Annotated in this window: 17 protein-coding genes; 3 read left to right on the plus strand and 14 right to left on the minus strand. The window is 46.8% G+C overall.

All coding sequences use genetic code 11. The features are described from left to right. Positions 1-229: 229 nt before the first annotated feature. Complete coding sequence (locus ACYCSE_RS02485) at positions 230-1,297, minus strand: AI-2E family transporter (protein WP_459701226.1); 1,068 nt, start codon at positions 1,295-1,297, stop codon at positions 230-232. Positions 1,298-1,508: 211 nt separating this feature from the next. Between ACYCSE_RS02485 and ACYCSE_RS02490 the strand changes: the two genes are divergently transcribed. Continuing rightward, complete coding sequence (locus ACYCSE_RS02490; protein WP_459701228.1) at positions 1,509-3,482, plus strand: methyl-accepting chemotaxis protein; 1,974 nt, start codon at positions 1,509-1,511, stop codon at positions 3,480-3,482. A 166-nt stretch (positions 3,483-3,648) separates the two neighbouring features. Here ACYCSE_RS02490 and ACYCSE_RS02495 read toward each other — a convergent pair whose 3' ends face one another. The 4 genes from ACYCSE_RS02495 to cymR form a co-directional block, all read right to left on the minus strand. Then, entirely contained in the window at positions 3,649-3,861 is a 213-nt protein-coding gene (locus ACYCSE_RS02495; protein WP_013311529.1) for a hypothetical protein, read from the minus strand. Between the two features lie 10 nt (positions 3,862-3,871). Further along, complete coding sequence (locus ACYCSE_RS02500; RefSeq protein ID WP_013311530.1) at positions 3,872-4,393, minus strand: PRC-barrel domain-containing protein; 522 nt, start codon at positions 4,391-4,393, stop codon at positions 3,872-3,874. Positions 4,394-4,529: 136 nt separating this feature from the next. Then, positions 4,530-5,681, minus strand: a complete 1,152-nt coding sequence (locus ACYCSE_RS02505; RefSeq protein WP_459701232.1) for a cysteine desulfurase family protein — start codon at positions 5,679-5,681, stop codon at positions 4,530-4,532. A gap of 11 nt (positions 5,682-5,692) precedes the next feature. Then, positions 5,693-6,112, minus strand: coding sequence for a cysteine metabolism transcriptional regulator CymR (gene cymR, locus ACYCSE_RS02510; protein ID WP_013311532.1), 420 nt, complete (start codon positions 6,110-6,112; stop codon positions 5,693-5,695). 304 nt (positions 6,113-6,416) lie between these two features. Between cymR and mnmA the strand changes: the two genes are divergently transcribed. Both mnmA and ACYCSE_RS02520 read left to right on the plus strand, forming a co-directional pair. After that, entirely contained in the window at positions 6,417-7,538 is a 1,122-nt protein-coding gene (gene mnmA / locus ACYCSE_RS02515) for a tRNA 2-thiouridine(34) synthase MnmA (protein ID WP_165178721.1), read from the plus strand. Positions 7,539-7,946: 408 nt separating this feature from the next. Beyond that, positions 7,947-8,777: a PPK2 family polyphosphate kinase gene (locus ACYCSE_RS02520; protein WP_250266494.1), complete on the plus strand. Its 831-nt coding sequence runs from the start codon at positions 7,947-7,949 to the stop codon at positions 8,775-8,777. A 114-nt stretch (positions 8,778-8,891) separates the two neighbouring features. On the opposite strand, the gene crcB (ACYCSE_RS02525) is transcribed toward ACYCSE_RS02520, so the two are convergent. The 9 genes from crcB (ACYCSE_RS02525) to hisS all read right to left on the minus strand — a co-directional run bounded on the left by crcB (ACYCSE_RS02525) (position 8,892) and on the right by hisS (position 21,247). After that, entirely contained in the window at positions 8,892-9,248 is a 357-nt protein-coding gene (crcB, locus tag ACYCSE_RS02525) for a fluoride efflux transporter CrcB (protein ID WP_235308656.1), read from the minus strand. Beyond that, a complete protein-coding gene (crcB, locus tag ACYCSE_RS02530; RefSeq protein ID WP_023989914.1) occupies positions 9,245-9,646 on the minus strand; it encodes a fluoride efflux transporter CrcB in 402 nt (133 codons plus the stop codon). The genes crcB (ACYCSE_RS02525) and crcB (ACYCSE_RS02530) overlap by 4 nt, the downstream gene beginning before the upstream one ends. Positions 9,647-9,731: 85 nt before the next feature. Then, positions 9,732-11,042 carry a replication-associated recombination protein A gene (locus ACYCSE_RS02535; RefSeq protein WP_023989915.1) on the minus strand — a complete coding sequence of 437 codons (1,311 nt, stop codon included), beginning with the start codon at positions 11,040-11,042 and terminating at the stop codon, positions 9,732-9,734. 360 nt (positions 11,043-11,402) lie between these two features. Beyond that, a complete protein-coding gene (locus tag ACYCSE_RS02540) occupies positions 11,403-13,544 on the minus strand; it encodes a HelD family protein (RefSeq protein WP_452567376.1) in 2,142 nt (713 codons plus the stop codon). 303 nt (positions 13,545-13,847) lie between these two features. Next, a complete protein-coding gene (locus ACYCSE_RS02545; protein WP_250260598.1) occupies positions 13,848-15,665 on the minus strand; it encodes an ABC transporter ATP-binding protein in 1,818 nt (605 codons plus the stop codon). Between the two features lie 97 nt (positions 15,666-15,762). Continuing rightward, positions 15,763-17,061 carry an NCS2 family permease gene (locus tag ACYCSE_RS02550; protein ID WP_061829368.1) on the minus strand — a complete coding sequence of 433 codons (1,299 nt, stop codon included), beginning with the start codon at positions 17,059-17,061 and terminating at the stop codon, positions 15,763-15,765. A 174-nt stretch (positions 17,062-17,235) separates the two neighbouring features. Continuing rightward, complete coding sequence (locus ACYCSE_RS02555; protein ID WP_013311554.1) at positions 17,236-17,985, minus strand: tRNA threonylcarbamoyladenosine dehydratase; 750 nt, start codon at positions 17,983-17,985, stop codon at positions 17,236-17,238. Between the two features lie 152 nt (positions 17,986-18,137). After that, positions 18,138-19,916 (minus strand): aspartate--tRNA ligase, encoded by a 1,779-nt coding sequence (gene aspS / locus ACYCSE_RS02560; RefSeq protein ID WP_061829369.1) that lies wholly within the window; start codon positions 19,914-19,916, stop codon positions 18,138-18,140. Positions 19,917-20,002: 86 nt separating this feature from the next. Next, on the minus strand, positions 20,003-21,247 hold the full coding sequence (gene hisS, locus ACYCSE_RS02565) for a histidine--tRNA ligase (protein WP_023989920.1): 1,245 nt from the start codon (positions 21,245-21,247) through the stop codon (positions 20,003-20,005). Positions 21,248-21,551 lie beyond the last annotated feature (304 nt).

Below are 21,551 nucleotides of genomic sequence, written 5' to 3' on the forward strand. Positions count from 1 at the left end.
CTCTGTACGAAATGCCCATGCGCAAGCTGCACACCAACATTTGCTTAACGGACGATCGATCGCCTTGTTTTCACTGGTAACGGGAGCATCCCGGCGGGTTCAGCCCGCACTTCGAAATGAGCTTTCCCTACTGGATAAACACATTTAAACATACTCAATTCAGTATATCCGTGTCATTTAGCCGTGTCAACGCGATTTCAGACAAGATACATACGGTGTATGGACAAAATCAGATTGTTTTCCGCTTCACATAATAAGCAAAAAAATGCTGAAGTCCTACCTTTAAAACCGCCATCACGGGAACCGCTAAAATCAAGCCGGTAATTCCCGCAATTTCCCCACCCACTAGCAGAGCGAAAATAATGGCTATCGGATGCAGATGCAACGTTCGTCCCACCACTTGGGGAGAGATGACATTGCTCTCCAACACTTGAATACAGGTGTTAACGACCACGACCAAAAGCACCATTTTTAAGGAGACCGTAGAAGCCATGACTACTGCCGGAGCGGCTCCCAAAAAGGGGCCCAAATACGGAACGATGTTAAAAACCGCAACCACTCCTGCCAACAACAGCGCATAAGGCATGCCAATCAGCATATAGCCGAGATAAGCCAGCACGCCAATAATGACGCATACCAGTAATTGTCCCCTGACATAGTTGCCAAGCGCCTGATCAATTTCTTTAAGTACCGTTACAATCGCCTTGCGACGAGAACGCGGGAGGTAAGACACAATCGTCCGCTCGAACACATCAAAATCCTTCAAAATATAAAAAATGAGGAACGGTACAATGAACACATTGAACAGCATGTTGATCATCCCGCCGATATTATCCATAAAGGTAGAAATCCCTGTTGCCATCCGATTCTCTAGTTGGAAAAACCATTGATTCATACCCGTTCGCACCCCTTGGGGCAAAATACCGCTATCCATAGTCGTCATTAATCCCTGTGCATGCATGGTCAGCTCAGGCAGATGCTCATTCAGCTCATCCAGTTGTTCAATGAACATCGGAATCAGGTTCATCAGAATCACAACGAGACTGGCTAAAAACACAGCATAGATGAGCAGCACAGCTACGCTTCGAGGCACCTTGCGACCGCCCATCATACTAACAACGGGATTAAGTACATAGGAGATGATCATCGCTACCGCAAACGGAGCAATGATTGTTTTCAGAAATTCATACAAATGCAAAAACAAAGGTCGCAGCAGCCAGATAAAATATAGAATGACAAGTCCCAGCAGCGTCCATATTCCGTACCGGAACAGTCTACTTTTCGTTAATTGCTCCATTTCGTGCCCCCTTACCGGACTAGCCTCCTTTAAGTATATGCCTGTACCTCTACTTTAATCCTTCCCGCGAGTCTGGAATGCCCTATAGATTACCATTGTAAAAAAATGATGAAAACGGATGAAAACAATTAACAAAGTCATTCCATCTGACGATATAAGTACAAAGCACTACTTTAAGCTTTCACATTTCTGAAACATCGGGGGTCGTAACATGAACTTAAAAATCAAGCTTATTCTCCTTTTTACTTGTATTGTTATCGTTGCAGCTGGGCCATTGTCGATCATTAGCATGACAAGCGTTAAAAATCAGGCCAACCATGATATCCAAGAGCTTATGAACAGCAAAGCCTCCGAAACCGTCAATCAGCTCGACGGATGGATAGGTGGCAACGCCAAAATTATTGAAACATTGGCTGCAGGCCTGGAATCCACGGATATTTCATCAGATGCCAAAGCCGTATCCCTGAAAGCAGCCTTTCAAAACTATAAAGATCAAAATATTTCTAATATTTACGCAGGCTTTGAAGATGGATCCTACTGGGATGGATCTGGCTGGTTTGAAGCAGGTTATGATCCTCGCGCTCGACCGTGGTACAAGGATGCCAAAACCAAGGGGGAAATGTATTACTCGTCCCCATACATTGATGCAGGTAGCAAGGACTTTACCATTTCCATTGCTAAGCCTCTTAAGGATTCCAACGATTCTATCACCGGGGTAGTCAGCGAAGATATTATGCTCAACGATATGACAAAAATGATTCAAAGCATAAACCTGAACGGATTGGGCTACGCATTTCTGATTGACCAAAATGGAGCCGTGATCGCGCACCCAGACAACAAGCTGGCTGGCAAAAACCTCAAGGACACCCCCGAGTTGGGCTCATCGACCGCGGACCTGCTGAGCGCAGCTTCGGGAGAAACAGACTATAGCTATAATGGTAGTGACCGTCAGCTTTATTTTAAAAAAATGCCTAGCACAGGCTGGATTGTAGGGTTGTCTATTTCCAAAGATATTGCTTTTCAGGAGTATTACTCCACTCGTAATACGTTGATTATTACGGTTGCTATCATCTTGGTCGTCGCTATGCTGCTGGCAATCTGGGCGGCAAACAACTTTATTAAGCCGATTCGCAGACTCCAAGCGAATGTCAAACGTATAGCTGAAGGTGATATGACCGCTCGTGTAGATGTTAAGGGTAAAGATGAAATTGCCAGCCTGGGAACAGATTTTAATATCATGTCTGATAATCTCTCTCACCTGTTGCGCAAGGTATCAGATACTGCTGGTGATGTCAGCTCAGCTTCCCATGATATGCATCAACACGCCAAAGATACTGGAACCATCGCGTCACAAATCTCCAGTGCAGTTCAGGAGCTTGCCCAAGGAGCGAGCGATCAAGCTGAGGCTGTATATTCCGGCTCTGAGAAGCTGACTCACATGACAGGCTCCATCGACCAGATCGGCGAAAGTGTCAAACGCACCCAAACTGCCGTGTTCGAAACAGATTCTGCCGTGCTTGCAGGGTATGAAACAGCAGAACGTCAAGCGAAACTGGCCGCCGAGTCCAGACAAACGACGACTGCGGCAGGAGAAGCTGTAGATTCGCTCGCGCTGAAAACTCAGGATATTGAGCGGCTGGCCGGGGCCATCCACAATATCGCCGCACAAACAAACCTGCTGGCCCTCAATGCATCTATCGAAGCAGCACGGGCCGGGGAACACGGACGAGGTTTTGCTGTCGTCGCGGGAGAAGTGAGAAAGCTGGCTGAGCAAGCGGGCAGTTCCAGTGACAGTATCATGAGGAAGCTGGAAGAAATTAAAATTGCAGGAGTTCAAAGCGCAGAGGAAATGAAGAAAGCACTTGCTGTAACTGTAGAACAGGAGCATGCTGCCATTGCAACGAGACAGGCGTTTGAATCCATTCGTGGGGCTTCTCAGCATATGCTTGCCCAAATTGAGGACGTTACCGCCGCCGCAGATCATCTCCGTGTGAATGCTGGACATATTTCCGATGTCATTTCCAGCGTTGTCGCTGTTTCTGAACAAAGTGCAGCATCTACAGAGGAAGTGGCTTCTTCTGTACAAGAACAAGGTCATGCCATGAACAATATTGCCGACCTTTCTGCCAAACTCGATTCTCACGCTGATCTTCTATTGGAAGAGGTCAAACGCTTTAAATTGTAAAACTAACCATCTTCATAAATATGGTATACAAAAGAGGGTGCCCCGAACGGCCATATGGCTGTTCGGGGCACCCTCTTCGTTGTTTTTTATCAAGCATTATCCAACCTACTAAGCCGTATGTAGATCACACCTCTTAGTAGCAGCCTGTCCACTTCCGGTGTCAAGCTTAGGAAGAAGCATGAATTTGCGGCAAGTCCTGTTGTGCCATCTCGTCTCCAAAGAATAGGTCGTCCAGCGAACTGAGCGTTCCATCCTCTTCCACTTGGTAGACAGACATTTTTTCACCATTCACCTGAAGTTCGATAAAGCATCCCCAGCAATAAAATTGATGGGAGCCGATTTTGCCGATATCTTTGGAATTACAATTCGGACATCTCAATAAACTCACCCTATCCATTAACAGAATATATGGCTTTTTCCAGACGCTGCTCGCTTAACGGGGGAACCATAACGGCATTTTCCCCGATGGACATATCTTCGGTGCAGGGCAGCCATTTCCGCCCTTCTATAATATCCGATACAAAACCATCGCTGATTTCCAAGCCTATTATGTTATTGCCCATTTCCTGGTCAAAATAAACATCCGAGATGTGCCCGAGCATAAGCCCTTCCTCTGTTAGCACGGATAGATCCTTCAGTTTACCGGGTCCAAGCAAGTACGTATGTTGTATATCATGGGCCTCCGTTTTACGGACAGCCTGCTGATTGCGAATCATGATCGCATCCTCACCGTAAGCAACAATGTCATCCCAAGCAACCATTTTCACGTGAGAAGAAAAAAGCCCTTTTCCTTCCAACTCGATCCCTGTGATTCGCCAATCAGCTGTCACCATAAAGTCATGTATTTTGCCAATCTGCTTCCCGTCCTCCACATCGAAAACGGCAAGTCCGATCATATCTTGAAGCTTCATATTATAGGGTACCTCCTCATTCTGCAATCCGAACGAAGGTGCGGTCATTTTCCTACATGCCTGTCAGACCTTGCTTCCGTTCATGCAATGAAATGGAAAACCGCCCCTCCCTTCTTATTAAAATGCGGAGAAATCCCTAGTACCTAGTACGTAGCCGCTTCCATATGGTTTCAATTTTCTTGGCCGTGTATTCCATTTCTTCCGTAGTATTACCCAATCCGAAGCTAAACCGAATCGCTGAATGTAAAACATCTTCAGGAAGATCCATCGCCTGCAATACATGCGATAGCTCTAGAGATCCGGAAGTACAGGCTGATCCGCTTGCTGCTGCGATTCCTTCCATGTCAAGGTTCATCAACATGGTCTCTGTACCAATGGCCGGAAAGCTAACATTGAGGACATTAGGTAAAGAATGTTCAGGGTCACCGTTAATCACAAAATTTTGGCTACCCAGAGTGTCTTCCAACCCTTTAAGCAATGTCTGACGAAGAACCGTATCGTGCGCCTCACGCTCCTCAATGGAAGTATTAGCAAGAGTTGCGGCTTTAGCCAGACCCGCAATACCAGCGATGTTTTCTGTTCCGGCACGGCGTTTCTTCTCCTGAAGACCCCCATGCATTAGCGGCTGAATGCGTGTACCCTGACGGATATATAATGCACCCACCCCTTGTGGTCCGTTAATCTTATGACCCGACACACTCAGTAAGTCAATCGGGAGATTCCGGCAGTCGATGGATATATGACCGAAAGCCTGAACCGCGTCTACATGGAATACAATGCCATGTTCTCTCGCAATCTGCCCTACTTCTGAGATCGGCTGAATGACGCCCACCTCATTGTTGGCATACATCATGCTGATCAAAAAAGTGTCCGGTCGAATGGCAGCCTCGATATCCGCAGGGTTCACGCGTCCAAAACCGTTGACCGGGACATAAGTCACCTCATACCCCGCTTTTTCCAGCTCATCACAAGCATGAAGCACTGCGTGATGTTCAACTGCGGTTGTAATCATATGCCCGGAAGTACGGCCGTCTGCCGTAGCCGTCCCAAACAGGGCCAGATTATCGCTTTCTGTCCCTCCGCTCGTAAATATAATTTCTTCAGGCTTGCAGCCCAAAGAGGCCGCAACGGCATCCCGAGCAGCGCTGACGGTGCGCTTGGCATCGCGACCAAAGGCATGAACGCTCGAAGCGTTGCCAAATTGGCCGATCATGATGTCCATCATAGTCTGCGCAACCTCAGGATGCATAGGAGTCGATGCGGCATGATCCAGATAAATTCTGTTCATGTTAATCCACCTCAAATATAGAACATGTAATTGTCCAATTCATCATGTTCTTGGTATGTGATCAAGTCCTTAAGTGTAGTAGAATCCAACACTTCAGCGATGCTGTCACGAATTCGCAGCCACAGCTGACGTTTTGCCGGATCGTCTTCTTCCGTGAAATCTACCGGAGAAATCGGACCTTCCAGTACACGAATGATGTCTCCCGCTGTTACTCCTGCCGGTTCATTCGCCAAAATATAACCGCCGTAAGCACCACGGATACTTTTTACCAAACCTGCATTACGCAAAGGCGCGATGAGCTGTTCCAGATAATGCTCTGACAGCTGATTTTTTTCGGCAATACTTTTCAAAGAAGTTGGACCTTCGCCAAACCTGGCTGCAAGTTCCATCATAATGGTCAGGCCGTAACGGCCCTTCGTTGATATTTTCAATTGTGCCACCTCACTTATAGTAACAATTCCGTTAAACACGCGGAATAACTGGTGTTGTAAACCTCTCTATTCCGATCCTAACCCTCAGCTTATGTTAACATATTAGGGCAGGTAAAGGGAAACATTACGGTAACAATCTTAAAAAAAGTTGCTTTCGGGCGATTTGGAACAGCTTTAGCCCATTTTATATAGCTTTCTTCCATCGTTCGCCGTGTCGTTTGATCGTCCAAACATCGTATCTTATTATCGTTTATGTTACAATAGGTGGGTTCTACAACAATATTGAAAGAATTGGGTGATGACCATGGCTAAAGCCAATCATGAAACCCGTGTCGTCGTCGGGATGTCCGGTGGCGTCGACTCATCCGTTACCGCGCTGCTGCTGAAGGAGCAGGGCTATGACGTAATCGGCATCTTCATGAAAAACTGGGATGACACGGATGAATTTGGCCGTTGTACGGCTGAGGAGGATGCGGAGGATGTGCGCCGCGTCTGTGAACAGATCGACATTCCTTACTATACCGTCAATTTTGAGAAAGAATACTTCGATAAAGTATTCTCCTATTTTCTTGATGAATATAAAGCTGGACGCACACCCAACCCGGATGTCATGTGTAACCGTGAAATTAAGTTCGGCGAGTTTCTAAATAAAGCGCTGGATTTGGGAGCAGATTATGTTGCTACTGGACATTATGCACGGGTTGTGGAAGAAGACGGCCACTTTACTTTGCTGCGAGGTGTGGATAGCAACAAGGATCAGACTTATTTCCTAAATGCATTAAGCCAAACACAGTTGTCCCGAGCGATGTTTCCCATCGGTCATCTGCCGAAACCAGAAGTACGTAAAATTGCGGAAGCTGCGGGACTGTATACGGCCAAGAAGAAAGACAGCACAGGCGTATGCTTTATCGGCGAGCGTAATTTCAAGGAGTTTCTGAGTGGATATCTACCTGCAAAAGGTGGAGACATGGTGGATATCGCTACTGGTGAAGTCAAAGGACGCCACGATGGTCTGATGTACTATACACTGGGTCAACGACAAGGCTTGGGCATTGGCGGCTCAGGTTCAGGTGAACCGTGGTTTGTAGCGGATAAGGATCTGGAGAAGAATATTCTGTATGTGGTACAAGGTGATCGTCATCACAGCCTGTATTCTACCAGCCTGATTGCAACAGATGTGAACTGGATTGAAGGTGCAGATACTCGTCCGTCCGGCGAATTCCGTTGCACAGCCAAGTTCCGTTATCGCCAACCTGATCAGCAAGTAACTTTACAATGGCTTGCCGATGGAACCGTGCATGTCATATTCGATGTACATCAAAAGGCCATTACGCCTGGACAAGCTGTTGTATTTTATGATGGGGAACGCTGTCTGGGTGGAGGAACCATTGATAAGGTTGAAAAACTTCAGCCTGAAACAGTTTAAATGAATGACCATTTTTCATTGATATAGTAGGAATTAAAAAAAAGTCGTCTCTCCAGATTTGGAAGGGGCGACTTTTTTTATGAAAGATGTTTTTATTTAATGATTGAAAAAGAGTTCATAATCTGCTCTTTATGATGTCTGTCATGCTAAGCAAACATTCCTTGCAAAAAAATTTCCCATGGTGTGGTGTATACACGTCTCTTATAATCAATTATATACTTCCCATTTTAAATAGGAATCGTCATATTTAAATAAGAGCGCTACAATGGACCTCTAACTTATTCCCTATTTAATCCTTTTGGAATTAACTTGAAAGATCATTAATACATAAGGAACTTTTGATAACATCCTCATTTGGGTATATGATGTAGACAAGATCATACTTCAATTGAAAAGGAGCGTGCCTTTATGTCTGATTCATTAGGAATGTTGACACCGGGTAAAAAAGTTTCTTTGAAAGAATGGGACCCCAAGGATACGAAGAATATCAAAAATAAAGAAGAAATCCGACAGGAAACAGATCAATTGAAGGAACGCTTCATGGAATTACAAAGCAAATTATTTACAGAGAAAAAACAATCCGTTTTGTTTGTATTTCAGGGTATGGATTGCAGCGGCAAAGATGGCGTCATCAAACAGGTATTTTCCAACCTTAACCCTGCGGGGGTGACTGTCCACAGCTTTAAATCACCTACGGCTGAGGAATTAAGTCATGATTTCTTGTGGCGTGCTCATACCGTTACCCCAGGACGTGGGTATATTGCAGCATTTAACCGTTCTTATTATGAGGATGTGCTGATTACACGTGTTCACGGACAGATATCCGATAAGCAGGCCAAACGGAATATTAAGCATATCAAACATTTTGAACAGTTGTTGCTGGATAATGGTGTAAAGGTGGTTAAAATCTTTTTACATATTTCAAAGCAATTTCAGTTAGAAAAGCTGATCGATCGAATTGAAAAGCCTCACAAAAACTGGAAGCTCGATCCAAGTGATTTGCAGGAACGAAAATTTTGGAAGCAATATACCCAGTATTATGAGGATGTATTAGAGCTAAGTGCAACCAAACAAGCTCCTTGGTATGTCGTTCCTTCAGACAACCGTTGGTATAGGGATTACACTGTGCTACGGATTGCCATCCAAACGCTGGAGGAAATGAAGTTGTCTGATCCTGAACCAAGACCTGAACTTGAATCCCTTTTACCTGAATTGTATAAAGAACGAGATAAAAATTAGCTGTATAGGTACAGCACTAAGCTTCCAAAATCGTATCACGGCTGAGAATGCCTTGAGTCGAGATTGGAAGCTTTTTATTGCATTTTTACGTGTTATTTCGAAAATGTATAGAGTTTAACTTACTCTGTATCCGATAGCCGCAGCTACAACTCCTACCACGACGGAGGACAGTACATACATAGCCATGCGTCGGTACTCTTTACGCTCCATCAGTTGAAGAGATTCATAGCCGAATGTGGAAAAGGTGGTGTAGCCGCCACAAAAACCTGTTCCTAGCAGCATCCAGAGTGCAGGAGACAAATGGTTTTGCGTAAACTGACCATAGAGCCAGCCTAGCAGCAATGAACCGCTGACGTTAATGATCCACGTCCCCCACGGGAATACGGTACCGAACCTCTTTCCGGCCCACATGCCAAGCCCGTATCTCGCCAGTGTACCCATAATCCCGCCTGCCGCCGCCCACCAGATCATAAGCGTTCCTCCTTGGGAGCAGCCTGCGTCATTTTTGTACCTAGGCGGATACCTGTCCATGTCAAAAACAGCCCTCCGCCTACGCTAAGCAGCAGGTACAACACAGCCGTCAGCATACGATCATGAACCGTGAGGCGTACAGCATCTACTGCAAAAGTGGAAAAGGTGGTAAAGCCCCCTGTAAAGCCTGTTCCGATGGCAAGTCGCAATCGCGGCTTGATCCGCCATGATCGCAAGGTTACCGTAAAGAACCAACCAAGAAACAGGCAGCCGATCCAATTAATTAGCAGCACACCAAGTGGAAAATCCGCACCCGCCGCAGGCAGCAGCGATTGCAGGCCATAACGGGTAGAGGTTCCAAGCGCTCCGCCCGCGGCAACGAATAGCACGTCTTTCATCTTCTTATCCCCTTCTTCGCTCTTGCACGATCATGGTGTAACGTGACGATTTCGTACACACTCTGTATATGAAGTCGCACATATATTAAGACTGTGAATCCCGCCAGCGCTGGTTTTGCCTGATTTTGGACTCATTCCCCTGCTCAGTAGCCTGATAGAAGGTTTGGTCTGCTATCGAATCGGGCAAATATTGCTGCTTCACATAATGATTCGGATAATTATGTGGATATTGATAGCCAACATGACCGAGCTTTTCCGAGCCTTTGTAGTGTGCGTCACGCAAATGGAGTGGCACCTCGGCCGATTTGATATCGTCCATAGCCGACATGGCCCGTGAAATTGCCGTATATACGGCATTCGATTTGGGGCTTTCCACAGCGAACAAAATGGCCTGTGCAATGTTCAGTTTGGCCTCGGGCCAGCCGTTATTGCGATAGGCTTCAAGCGCACTCACCGCTTGCACCATTGCCTGCGGGTTCGCCAGGCCAATGTCCTCACTGCTTGCCGCGATGAGGCGGCGGATAAAGGTCATCGGGTCCATGCCGAGCTTTTCTACGGCGTACAGGAACCAGAACAGCGCAGCATCGCTGGAGCCGCGAATGCTTTTGTGAAAGGCCGACAGCACGTCATACTGCGTGGATTCATCTGCTTTGACAATCGGGCGACGGATGGATTCCTCTGCGACTTCCAGTGTCACGTGAATCGTGCCGTCTGCCAGCGGAGGCGTCGTGAGCGCCGCCAGTTCCAGCGCGTTCAAAGCGCGGCGGATATCACCGTTCGCCATGGACGCGATGTGAGCCAGTGCAGCTTCATCTACCTGAAGCTGCATGTAGCCGAGCCCTTTGTCCGCATCGCTCAAGGCACGGCGCATAGCAGCCAGCGAATGCTCCTGCGTTAGCGCTTCAAGCTGGAACAACGTAGAACGGCTCATTAAAGCGCCGTTGACGTAGTGAAAGGGATTTTCAGTGGTGGCGCCAATAAACACGATCGTGCCCTTTTCCACCGCAGGCAGCAGTGCATCCTGACGTGAACTGTTAAAACGATGCACCTCGTCGAGAAACAAAATGGTTTTTTTGCCATACATCGATTTATTCGTCTGTGCACGGTCAATGACTTCTCTTACGTCTTTCACAGATGCTTCTACAGCATTCAGACGTACAAAATCGCCTTGCGTGTGTTGTGAGATGATATGTGCCAGCGTTGTTTTGCCGCACCCTGGTGGTCCGTACAACAAAATAGAAGAAACCTGATCTGCCTCTATAGCTCTTCGCAACAGCTTACCCGGACCCACAACATGCTCCTGTCCAATATATTCATCCAGCGAAGTCGGACGCAAGCGATCCGCAAGCAACCGATTGCTTGGCGTTGACTCTTGGGAATATGAAAATAAGTCCATTTCATTCACTTCCTTATGGTTTATGAACGAACACTTTCTCTTTTTCTTTGAAAATATACTATATTATGTTCGCTCATACGGTTGAAAATCATGAAAATTCAAGTCATCTATAATCCTGATACGGTGTAAACCGCCTCTTATTCTACCATATCCGTTAACAATTTGCAGATAGCATGGTCACGGCACGGCTGTAGATCTACAAGTCAGTCGCCTACAAAAAAGAAAGAACAGCCTTAGACGAAAGATGAATTTCGTGGCTGTTCTTCGACTGGCATAACTTCATAATTTCCATCACTAAGATAAACAGTAAACAAAAAGGAATACAACAACTCAGGCGATGCTTTACAACGCTTTTTCTGCTTACTCCGTCTGTGCCTGTACGTAACTAGGAAGTGAGCCATCATGCAATAGCCACAGCTCATGCAGCGCACGGGTACATCCTACATACAGCAGCTTGGCATCCCATGCCCGTTCTCCATAATGCTCATGGTCGGCATCCGCCACAATAACTGCATCGAACTCCAGACCTTTGGATAGGTACACAGGCAGTACCGACAAACCACCTTCATATTGCTTTTTACCACCGTCAATCAAATTCACATCCAACCCCGCGCTTATGAAAACCTCATGCAGTTCCACAGCCTCTTTTAAGGTGCGTGTCAGCACAGAAACAGTACGATACTCCTTGGAGGACAGCTCTTTTAGAGCGGTGAGCAAACTCTGCTCACGCACGGATGAGTCGTAAGACAAGGTGCGCACCGGATCGCCACTACGAAATACCGGAACTGCCGTAATACCGCCGCGAACTCCCTGCTCCAAAATCGTGTTTGCAAATTCTATTATTTCCAAGGTTGATCTGTAGCTCCGCGTAAGTGCAAAATACCCGGTATGTTCCGGCGCAAAAAGAGAACTCATTTCCTCCCACGCATGCACACCACGGTATTCATGAATGCCCTGCGATAAATCGCCCAATATCGTAAAGGAATGCCCTTTCACGAACAAATCCAGCAATGCGATATGAAAAGGTGAAAAATCCTGGGCTTCATCAATGACCACATGGTCAAAACGTTGGGATGATTCTACCTCATGAATCAGCACGTGAAGATACACTAACGCAGTCAGATCTTCTTCACGGATAATCTGTTTTCGCAAATCCGACTGTGTGGTCTTAAAAATAGCAGGCGGCAGAGAAGCCTTCATCTCCGCAGCCTTATCTGCGGGTAACCCTTTAGCTGCCTGAAAAAGCTGCTTGTAGAGCGTCAGTGCGTCATATTGTGGCCATTTTTTAGCATATGCCTTTTCACGTGCCCCTGCCTTTTTTTTGCGTTCCTTGAGCGCTGCCGCCGAAGGCGACTTTTTCAGCTCCATTTCAATCCAGCGGTGCACTCTTGCGAGCACACGCTCCTTCCGCTTCGCGAGCGGATAAGGCTTATATTCCTCATTGAACCAATTCAAAATCTCAGCTCGCGGTAGCACCGCCCCATCCCATGGTGAAAAATCATCCTCTGGCACGGAAATGGGCTCCAGTCGTTCAACAAAAGCTTGAAGCAGCTCCATAAAATGAACCGAACCCTTGAATCTTCCCGGCGCCTCATCCATGGATTCCTTTCTCAGACTGCCACTCTCAAACCAATAAGATAATGTTTCGGCAGGATCAGCCAAAGGTAAATCCAAACCCAACAAATCCAGCGCCCAGTCTGCAAATGTACTTTGCTGAATATTCCCGACCCCCAGCTCTGGAAGTACATCTGAAATATAGTCAAGGAACATATGGTTTGGTGCGAAAATTACCATTTTGTCGGCCGATACCTGATCCTTGTATTGATACAGCAAAAATGCGAGCCGATGCAGCGCTACCGTCGTCTTGCCACTACCCGCCACCCCCTGAATAACGAGGGCTGTATTTTTAGCCGCACGGATGATCTGATCCTGCTCCGCCTGAATGGTAGATACGATATCCCGTAAACGGTTATCCTTGTTTTCTCCCAAACGATAAACGAGAAACTCATCGGAAACGGCCGGCTCGTCGCTTTCACGATTATACGTATCGGCTACCCGTTCCAGGATTCTTTTCCGAATGACAACGTTGCGCTTCAGATAGACCAAGCCCTCAATGGTTCCCTCGGGAGCCTCATAGGACGCAGTTTCTTCACCACCTGTAAATGAATAAAACAAGCTGGCAATCGGTGCGCGCCAATCAATCACCAGCGGATACGCTGACGTTTCTTCACGCTCCACTCCAATTTTACCGATATAAAGTGGCTTCCGCTGCCCTCTGCCACGTTCGTCAAAATCCATACGACCAAAATAAGGCTCCTGCGAGCTTTTGGCCAAAGCCTGACGTTTTTCCTCCCGTGCCGATTCTAGCACTTGCTCCGTAAAATCATGCCCGGTGTACACCGGCGTATTGCGAAGCCGTTCCAATCTCCGATCAATTTCCTCCATAGCAAGCGACAGCCTGTGCTGTTCTTCTTGATAGGCACTTTGAAACTCATTCTCCATTTCAGTTACCTCCTAAGAATATCAAGTCTCGATTTCTGCATCGCATTCACTTGCTCCGACACAAAAAAAGGAAAGTAAGCGTAACACATTTAACCATAAAAATCCAACCTTATTTCCTAATACGCCTATTTCCCTACTCTTTCACAAAAGTATGAAGCTTTGCGGCACCAGTGGAGCGGGTGATTTGAATCCGAAGAAGCGGAGCGTTCGCCTTTGCCTCTGAATTCCCCCCTGTCCTCATTACAATGAGAGGAATTCAGAGGCAACAGCGATCGGAGGATCAAATCACACGCGCAGCGGCCTCTAATGCTCCATACTCCTCTCCCCCATCTCCACAAACTGCTTTTGAGCCAGCTCACGGTACACCTGATGGGACTCTAATAACTCCGTATGAGTTCCTGCACCGGTCACCTTGCCCTTGTCCAACACGATAATTTGATCGGAGTGAACCACTGTAGACAAACGATGAGCAATGACAATTGTCGTGCGTCCTTCCATCAAGTTCGCTAGGGCCTTCTGTACCTCATGCTCAGATGAGCTGTCCAGACTAGATGTAGCCTCATCCAGCATGAGAATGTCAGGGCTACGAAGAAGCGCACGCGCAATAGCGATCCGTTGACGCTGCCCTCCGGACAGCTTCATTCCCCGTTCTCCCACCTCAGTATTGTAGCCTTGAGGTAGATCCATAATAAATGTATCCGCATACGCCATCGTGGCTGCTCGTCTCACTTCTTCCAAGTCAGCTTCGCGCCCCAAGCCATATGTAATATTATCTCTGACCGTTCCGGTCATCATTGAGCTTTCCTGCGATACATAACCAATTTTGGAGCGCCAGGAGGAAAGTGTATATGACGATATCGGTTCGTCTCCATAACGAATTTCACCTGTATCTGGCACATAAAAGCGTTCCAACAATGAAAACAAGGTGGACTTCCCACTTCCACTCGGTCCCACGAATGCTGTCGTCCGGTTAGCCGGAATGACCAAGTTCGCATTATGAAGAACCTCTTCCCCTTCGGTATAAGAAAAGGCAACATCACGAAGTATAATATCTCTGCTCTCTTTTGCCGCTTCCTGCTTCAACTCGAGCGGTTCTTCTTCATGATCTAAAATCGTCTGAATCCGTTCAGTAGCCCCAACCACCTTTTGCAGACGTGAATACAGGGTCGTGAATTGTGCCATCGGTGTGATCACCTGAAACAGCAGCAAAATAAAAGCCACCAAATCCCCAGCGGTCAGCACACCCGATGCGACACGAACACCACCAACACCCAATATAATGACCAGCACTGCAGTCAGCAAGAAGGTAGAAATGGGACCTACAAGGGCCAGGATACGTGACTCTTGCAAACCGAAGCGGAACATCCGGTAAATACGATCCTCACCGGCCTGAGCCTCTCTGCTTTCGGTTCCGTAGGCCTTCACCAGTCTGATTTCGCCGATAACCTGACTCAACACTGAGGTCAGATCTGCCATCTCATCCTGCTGTTTTTTGGAGATGCGGTACATTTTTCTGCCTACCGGAAATAAAATCAGGGCTGTTAGCGGAACAATGGCCATAATAATGAGCGTCATCACCCAATCCAGATAAAATAACAATGCAATACCACCAATAATTGCGATCACATTAGAAATCAGATTGACTAGATACTCCGTAATTAAGTTCATAATCAGGCTTGTGTCATTGGTGACGCGACTCATCGTATCTCCTGACCGATTCCGATCAAAGTAAGGGATAGGTAGAGATAAGATTTTATGCCATAAACGTTTGCGCAAATTAGCCACAATCTTATGCCCGGCATAGTTCAACATATAGATAGAAACCGCCGAAGCCACCGCTTGAAGCACAAAAGCGCCAAGCAGACCAACAATGACCATACGGTTTAGTGAAGAAAAGGTCAAGCCATCAATCAACCCTTTGGTCATCATGGGTACGATTAAACCAGCAATGGTCTGAATCAGCGTCAGAATCAGGGCGATGATCAGAATTGCCTTGGGCGGATGCGCACTCGCAATCAATTTGATAAACCGCCCCATGCCAGCCTTATCCGGTCTTTTACCCGGTTTTTCCTTCATCTGGTCCTCCTGCTCATCTTGGTGTGTATGATGTTCTTTTTCCATATGCCATCAACCTCGCTTCCTGTCTGACCATTCTTGTTCAAACAACAACACCCGCGCTCTGCGCGGGTATGAACAGTACAATCTATCTTCGAGTTTACTACACCAGAGAATGAAGCACAAAGTTAGCCACAAACAGTACAGAAATGATATATAATGCAACAGGCACTTCCTTGCCCCGTCCTGCTGCCAGCTTGGCTACGGGGTATGCAATAAAACCAAAGGCCATCCCGTCTACAATACTGTAAGTAAAGGGCATCATCACCATGATCAGAAATGCAGGAAACGCTTCAGTAAAATCACTGAAATCCATCTCTCGCACATTTTGCACCATTAGCCCCCCAATGATGATCAACACGGGCGCAATGGCACTGTCAGGAATATAAGCCAACAGAGGAATAAAGAAAAACGTCGCTCCGAATAAAATAGCAGTTACCAGCGGTGTCATTCCCGAGCGTCCCCCTGCTGCAATGCCAGCCGTCGATTCCGCAGCGGCTACCGCCGGACTGCTACCCAAAATACCGGCAAAGATATTGGTTACAGCCAACACACGCAAGCTGTTTTTAAATAAATCCGGTCTTCCAATCATGTTGGTTTGTGCAGTAATCATACCAATATTCTCGAATAGCACAATGAGTAGGAGCAAAAAGACAGCAATCCAGAAAGCTACCGAGACAATGCCTGAAAAGGAAAGCTCTCCAAACAATTGCCCATACTGTCGCACCGTTTCAGAGGTTCGTACCGTGCTTGTAGGCTCTACAGCTCCTAGTATATAAGCAAGGCCAGTTCCCGCCAAAATGCTAATTAGTAAACCTCCCTGAACGTTACGCACAAACAATACAATAGCGAGCAGCAACGTTACACAAGCCGTAATTACCTTGGGATCATTAAAATGGCCAATAGCCACAAAAGTCGTCTGATGAGCAATCACGATGCCGCTTTTTTGCAATCCGATAAAGGTTAAAAACAACCCAATGCCCACCGTAATTCCGTGCTGCAAATTATGGGGAATCGCTTGGCTAATCAGCTTGTACAATGATGTAAAAGCCACAATGGCGAATAAAATCCCTGTGACGGCAACCACCATCAGCGCTTCCTGCCAGCTCAGCTTCATAGAATGTACGAGCGTATATGTGAAAAAAGCATTAATTCCCATCCCGGGTACAACGACCATTGGAGATTTCCCACCAAAAGCCATAAGCAGGCAGCCGATCATCGATGTCAGCAGCGTCCCGAGCATCGCCCCTTGGAGGGGAATCCCGGCATCTGCCAAAATAGTTGCATTAACCATAACAATGTATACAACGGAAAAATAAGAAATGGCCCCAGCGGCTAATTCCTTTTTCCAATGATGCTCGGGCTTGAAACCGAGACTTCTGGACCATAGTCCATCCTTCATACCAAAACCCTCCAGCAAGTTGTTCAATCTTTTTGCAGTAAGCTGCGCTTTTTCAAAACAAAAAAGAGCTGTAGCAACTGTGACACAAAGGATGTGATGCACAGAACTACAGGTCTTAAAGTGAATACATACTGATGTAAATCTACGAATGCACTGCCATGCTATTTTTGCAACTTACACACCAGCGTGTTCTAACAAATCCTTCACGGCTACACTAACCATGATCAGTCCTGCTACAGGAGGTACAAATGCATTGCTTGCAGGCGGCTGCTTCGCCTTCCGAATTTCAGGCGCGTTTGCAGGTACAATTTTTTTTGTAATTTCTTCACGTGGCTTCATCGGTTCCTCATCGGAGAACACAACTTTGACGCCTTTGGTAATGCCTTCCTTGCGCAACTTGGTACGGATGACACGGGCAATCGGGTCCATTCTCGTCTGGGAAATATCCGCAACTTGAAAACGACTTGGATCCATTTTATTCGCAGCGCCCATACTGGAGATCATCGGAATCCCCCGTTTCAGGCATTCCTTAATCAAATGAATTTTATATATAATCGTATCCGAAGCATCCAGCACATAATCCAATTCGTACTTGAACAGTTCCTCATATGTTTCTTCTGTATAAAACATGTTCAGTGCAATCGCTTCACATTCAGGATTAATCAGCTTCACACGCTCTACCATCAGATCAGCCTTTTTTTGACCTACCGTCGTTGTCAACGCATGAATCTGGCGATTAATATTGGTGATATCTACAACATCTTTATCAATCAAAATGATGCGTCCAACACCCGTGCGCGCCAGTGCTTCCACTGCAATCGAACCGACACCGCCAATACCCAGCACGGCCACCGTGCTATTTTTCATAACCTCTAGACCTTCAGTTCCAATGGCCAGTTCCGTTCGTGAAAATTGATGCAACAATATGGTATATCCTCCCTCACTGATTTAAACTCTATGCCTGAACTCCAGCATACAAACCACGAACCCATTATCCATATGAGGGTAACGGGTTCATGGCATTCTATAAGCTATCTCATGCCAATGGATGGCACTTGCTAAGCCAAATGTTCGTCTTAAGCTTTAGGCGCAACAGGCTTCGGAGCAAGACGAATATGAAGCTGATCCAATTGAGCTTGATCCACTTCGGCTGGTGCATCCATAAGCAGGTCTGTCGCGCTGGCTGTTTTCGGGAATGCAATAGTTTCACGCAGATTTGTACGACCTGCAAGCAGCATCACAAGGCGGTCAAAACCGAAGGCAATACCACCATGTGGAGGCGTACCATATTCAAATGCATCCAGCAGGTAACCGAATTTATCCTTCACTTCTTCAGGCGGCAGGTTGAGCGCTTTGAACATTTTTTCCTGAACTTCACGTTTGAAAATCCGCATCGAGCCACCACCCACTTCGTAGCCGTTCAGCACGATATCATAGGCCTGAGCACGAACTTGACCTGGATCTGTGTCCAAAAGGGCCAGGTCTTCTTCCTTCGGACGAGTGAACGGATGGTGCTCCGCTACATAACGTTTTTGTTCTTCGTCATAGCCCAGAAGCGGGAAGTCTACAACCCAGGCAAATTTGAATTTGTTATCGTCGATCAGTCCCAAATGACGGCCAATTTTCAGACGAAGTGCGCCCAATACATCAGCAACTACCTTTTTATTATCCGCAGAGAATAGTAACAGATCGCCTTCTTCGGCTCCTGTGCGCTCCTTCAATGCTTCGATTTCTTCCGGTGTGAAGAATTTAACGATAGGCCCCTTGAATTCGCCTTCTTTCACTTGAATCCAAGCCAAGCCCTTTGCTCCATAACGCGCTGCAAAAGGACCCAGGTCATCAATGTCCTTACGGCTCCACGTGCCACATCCTTTGGCATTAAGGACTTTAACTTCGCCACCCTTTTCAATTACGGAAGCAAATACTTTCACACCACTGGTCGCCACGATATCATTAACATTTATCAGCTCAAGACCAAAACGCAGGTCAGGCTTGTCAGAACCATACTTGTCCATTGCCTCTGCATGTGTAATCCGTTGGAACGGTGTTTCCAGTTCTACCCCAACGGTTTCTTTGAACAATTTCACCATAAGACGCTCCATCATTGGCAGCAAGTCATCCTGTTGCATAAAGGAGGTCTCAATATCGACCTGCGTAAATTCAGGCTGGCGGTCAGCACGCAAGTCTTCATCACGGAAACAACGTGCAATTTGGTAGTAGCGCTCCAGGCCACCCACCATCAGCAATTGCTTGTACAGTTGTGGCGATTGCGGCAAGGCGAAAAACTCACCCTCATGCACCCGGCTAGGTACCAGATAATCACGTGCGCCCTCTGGGGAGCTTTTCGTCAAAATTGGTGTTTCCACCTCGACGAACTCTTCTCCGTCCAGGAAGTCACGGAATATTTTTGCTGCTTTAGAGCGCAGTTTCAAGGTCTGGTACATTTCCGGACGACGCAGGTCCAAATAACGGTATTTTAAACGCAGAGACTCGTCCACTTCTACACCATTTTCAATGAAGAACGGAGGTGTTTTAGATGCATTCAATACTTCGATTTCAGTGACGCGTACCTCAATTTCACCTGTAGGCAGGTTCGGGTTAATCGTTTCTGCATCACGCTTAACAATAGTACCGGTAACCTCAAGCACGTATTCACTACGGACACGATCCGCAATTTGCAGTGCGTCACCGGAATATGCCGGATTAAACACGATTTGTACAATTCCGCTACGGTCACGTAGGTCTATAAAAAGTACGCCCCCCAAATCACGACGAGTTTGTACCCAACCGTTCAATGTAACTGTTTCTCCGATATGCGCATGAGTCAATGCGCCGCATTGATGACTCCTTTTCATAATACACACTCCTGTTTATGTTTAGTAGTTAATGCTATATGACAGCCAGAGGGAAACTTCCCCTGACTGATGTTACATTATTTTGTTTATCCTAATTCTTCCACCAGCTGATCCAGCTTAACGGTACGCTGCTCGCCGGTTTCCATGTTTTTCAGTGCAATTTCACCCTGAACCAGCTCATCCTCACCCAGAATCGCAGTATACCTTGCTTTAAAGCGATCGGCTGATTTCATCTGCGCCTTCATTTTACGCCCCAGATAATCTCGTTCTGCGGAAAATCCGGCTTGACGCAACTTGAATAGTTGTTTAGTTACTTCCGTTTCTGCTGCTTCTCCCAACGCTACCATATAGATATCTAACGGCTTGGCTTCGTTCAGTTTGACACCTTGATGCTCCAAGATCAGCTGAATTCGCTCCAGTCCAATGCCAAAACCAATGCCCGGCTGATCCGGTCCGCCCAGATCCCCAACCAATCCGTTGTAGCGGCCGCCTCCACCGATCGTGTCTATGGCACCAATTCCTTCGGCTTTGAATTCGAACGCTGTCAACGTATAATAATCCAGCCCCCGTACCAAGCGAGGGTTAACTGTATATTCCACGCCCATGGCATCCAAATTTTGCTTCACTTTCTCAAAGTGTGTGCGGGATTCCTCGTCCAAGCTATCCAAAATCGAAGGTGCACCTCCAAATTTGTCCTGGTCATCTTTGCTATCCAGCACTCGTAGCGGATTACGCTCAATGCGTGCTTGGCTCTCCTTGGTCAACGTATCCTTAATTGGCATCAAGAAGTCTACCAGATGCTGACGATAAGCTGCCCGGCTGGCTGCATTACCGACGGAGTTAATCTCCACCTGTACTCCTTTCAAGCCCAGTTCACGGCAGAATTGATACCCGAAAGCAATAACTTCTGCATCCAACGCCGGATCGACCGCACCAAATGCTTCAATTCCAAATTGGTGAAACTGGCGCTGACGCCCAGCCTGTGGACGCTCATACCGGAACATCGGGCCGATATAATACAGCTTAGTTACATCCGGCTCCCCGTATAGTTTGTTCTCCACATAGGAGCGGACAACCCCTGCTGTTCCTTCTGGACGCAAAGTCATGCTGCGCTTTCCTTTATCCTCAAAAGTATACATTTCTTTTTCCACCACATCCGTCGTTTCACCCACACCTCGAACGAACAAATTCGTTTGTTCGAACATGGGTGTACGAATCTCTCGGTAATTAAAGCGGCGGCTAATCTCACGGGCTTTTTCCTCGACAACTTGCCATTTTTCTACACTGCCCGGCAGCAAATCCTGTGTTCCCGTCGGTTTTTGAAAGGCCATTAACGTATCCCCCCATCGTTGTATTTCGTATTGTGCACTTCTTATTGCTCCACTTTCAAATAAAACAAAAAATCCCTCGTCCTGTTAACATTAACAGGGACGAGGGATTGTCGTTTACAAATCACCCGTGGTACCACCCACATTCCGGAGTTTACCCAGACAACCAGCATAAGAATCACTCATTGCCCGTCAGCATTATACTGACTCCGCTCATACGTATAACGCCCGTAACGCGCAGTACGGCTATTATGCAGGACCATCCACTGTCGGCACAGTTGCAATGTACTTTCAGTAGGGTTTCCTC

The sequence above is a fragment of the Paenibacillus sp. SEL1 genome (assembly GCF_054602535.1).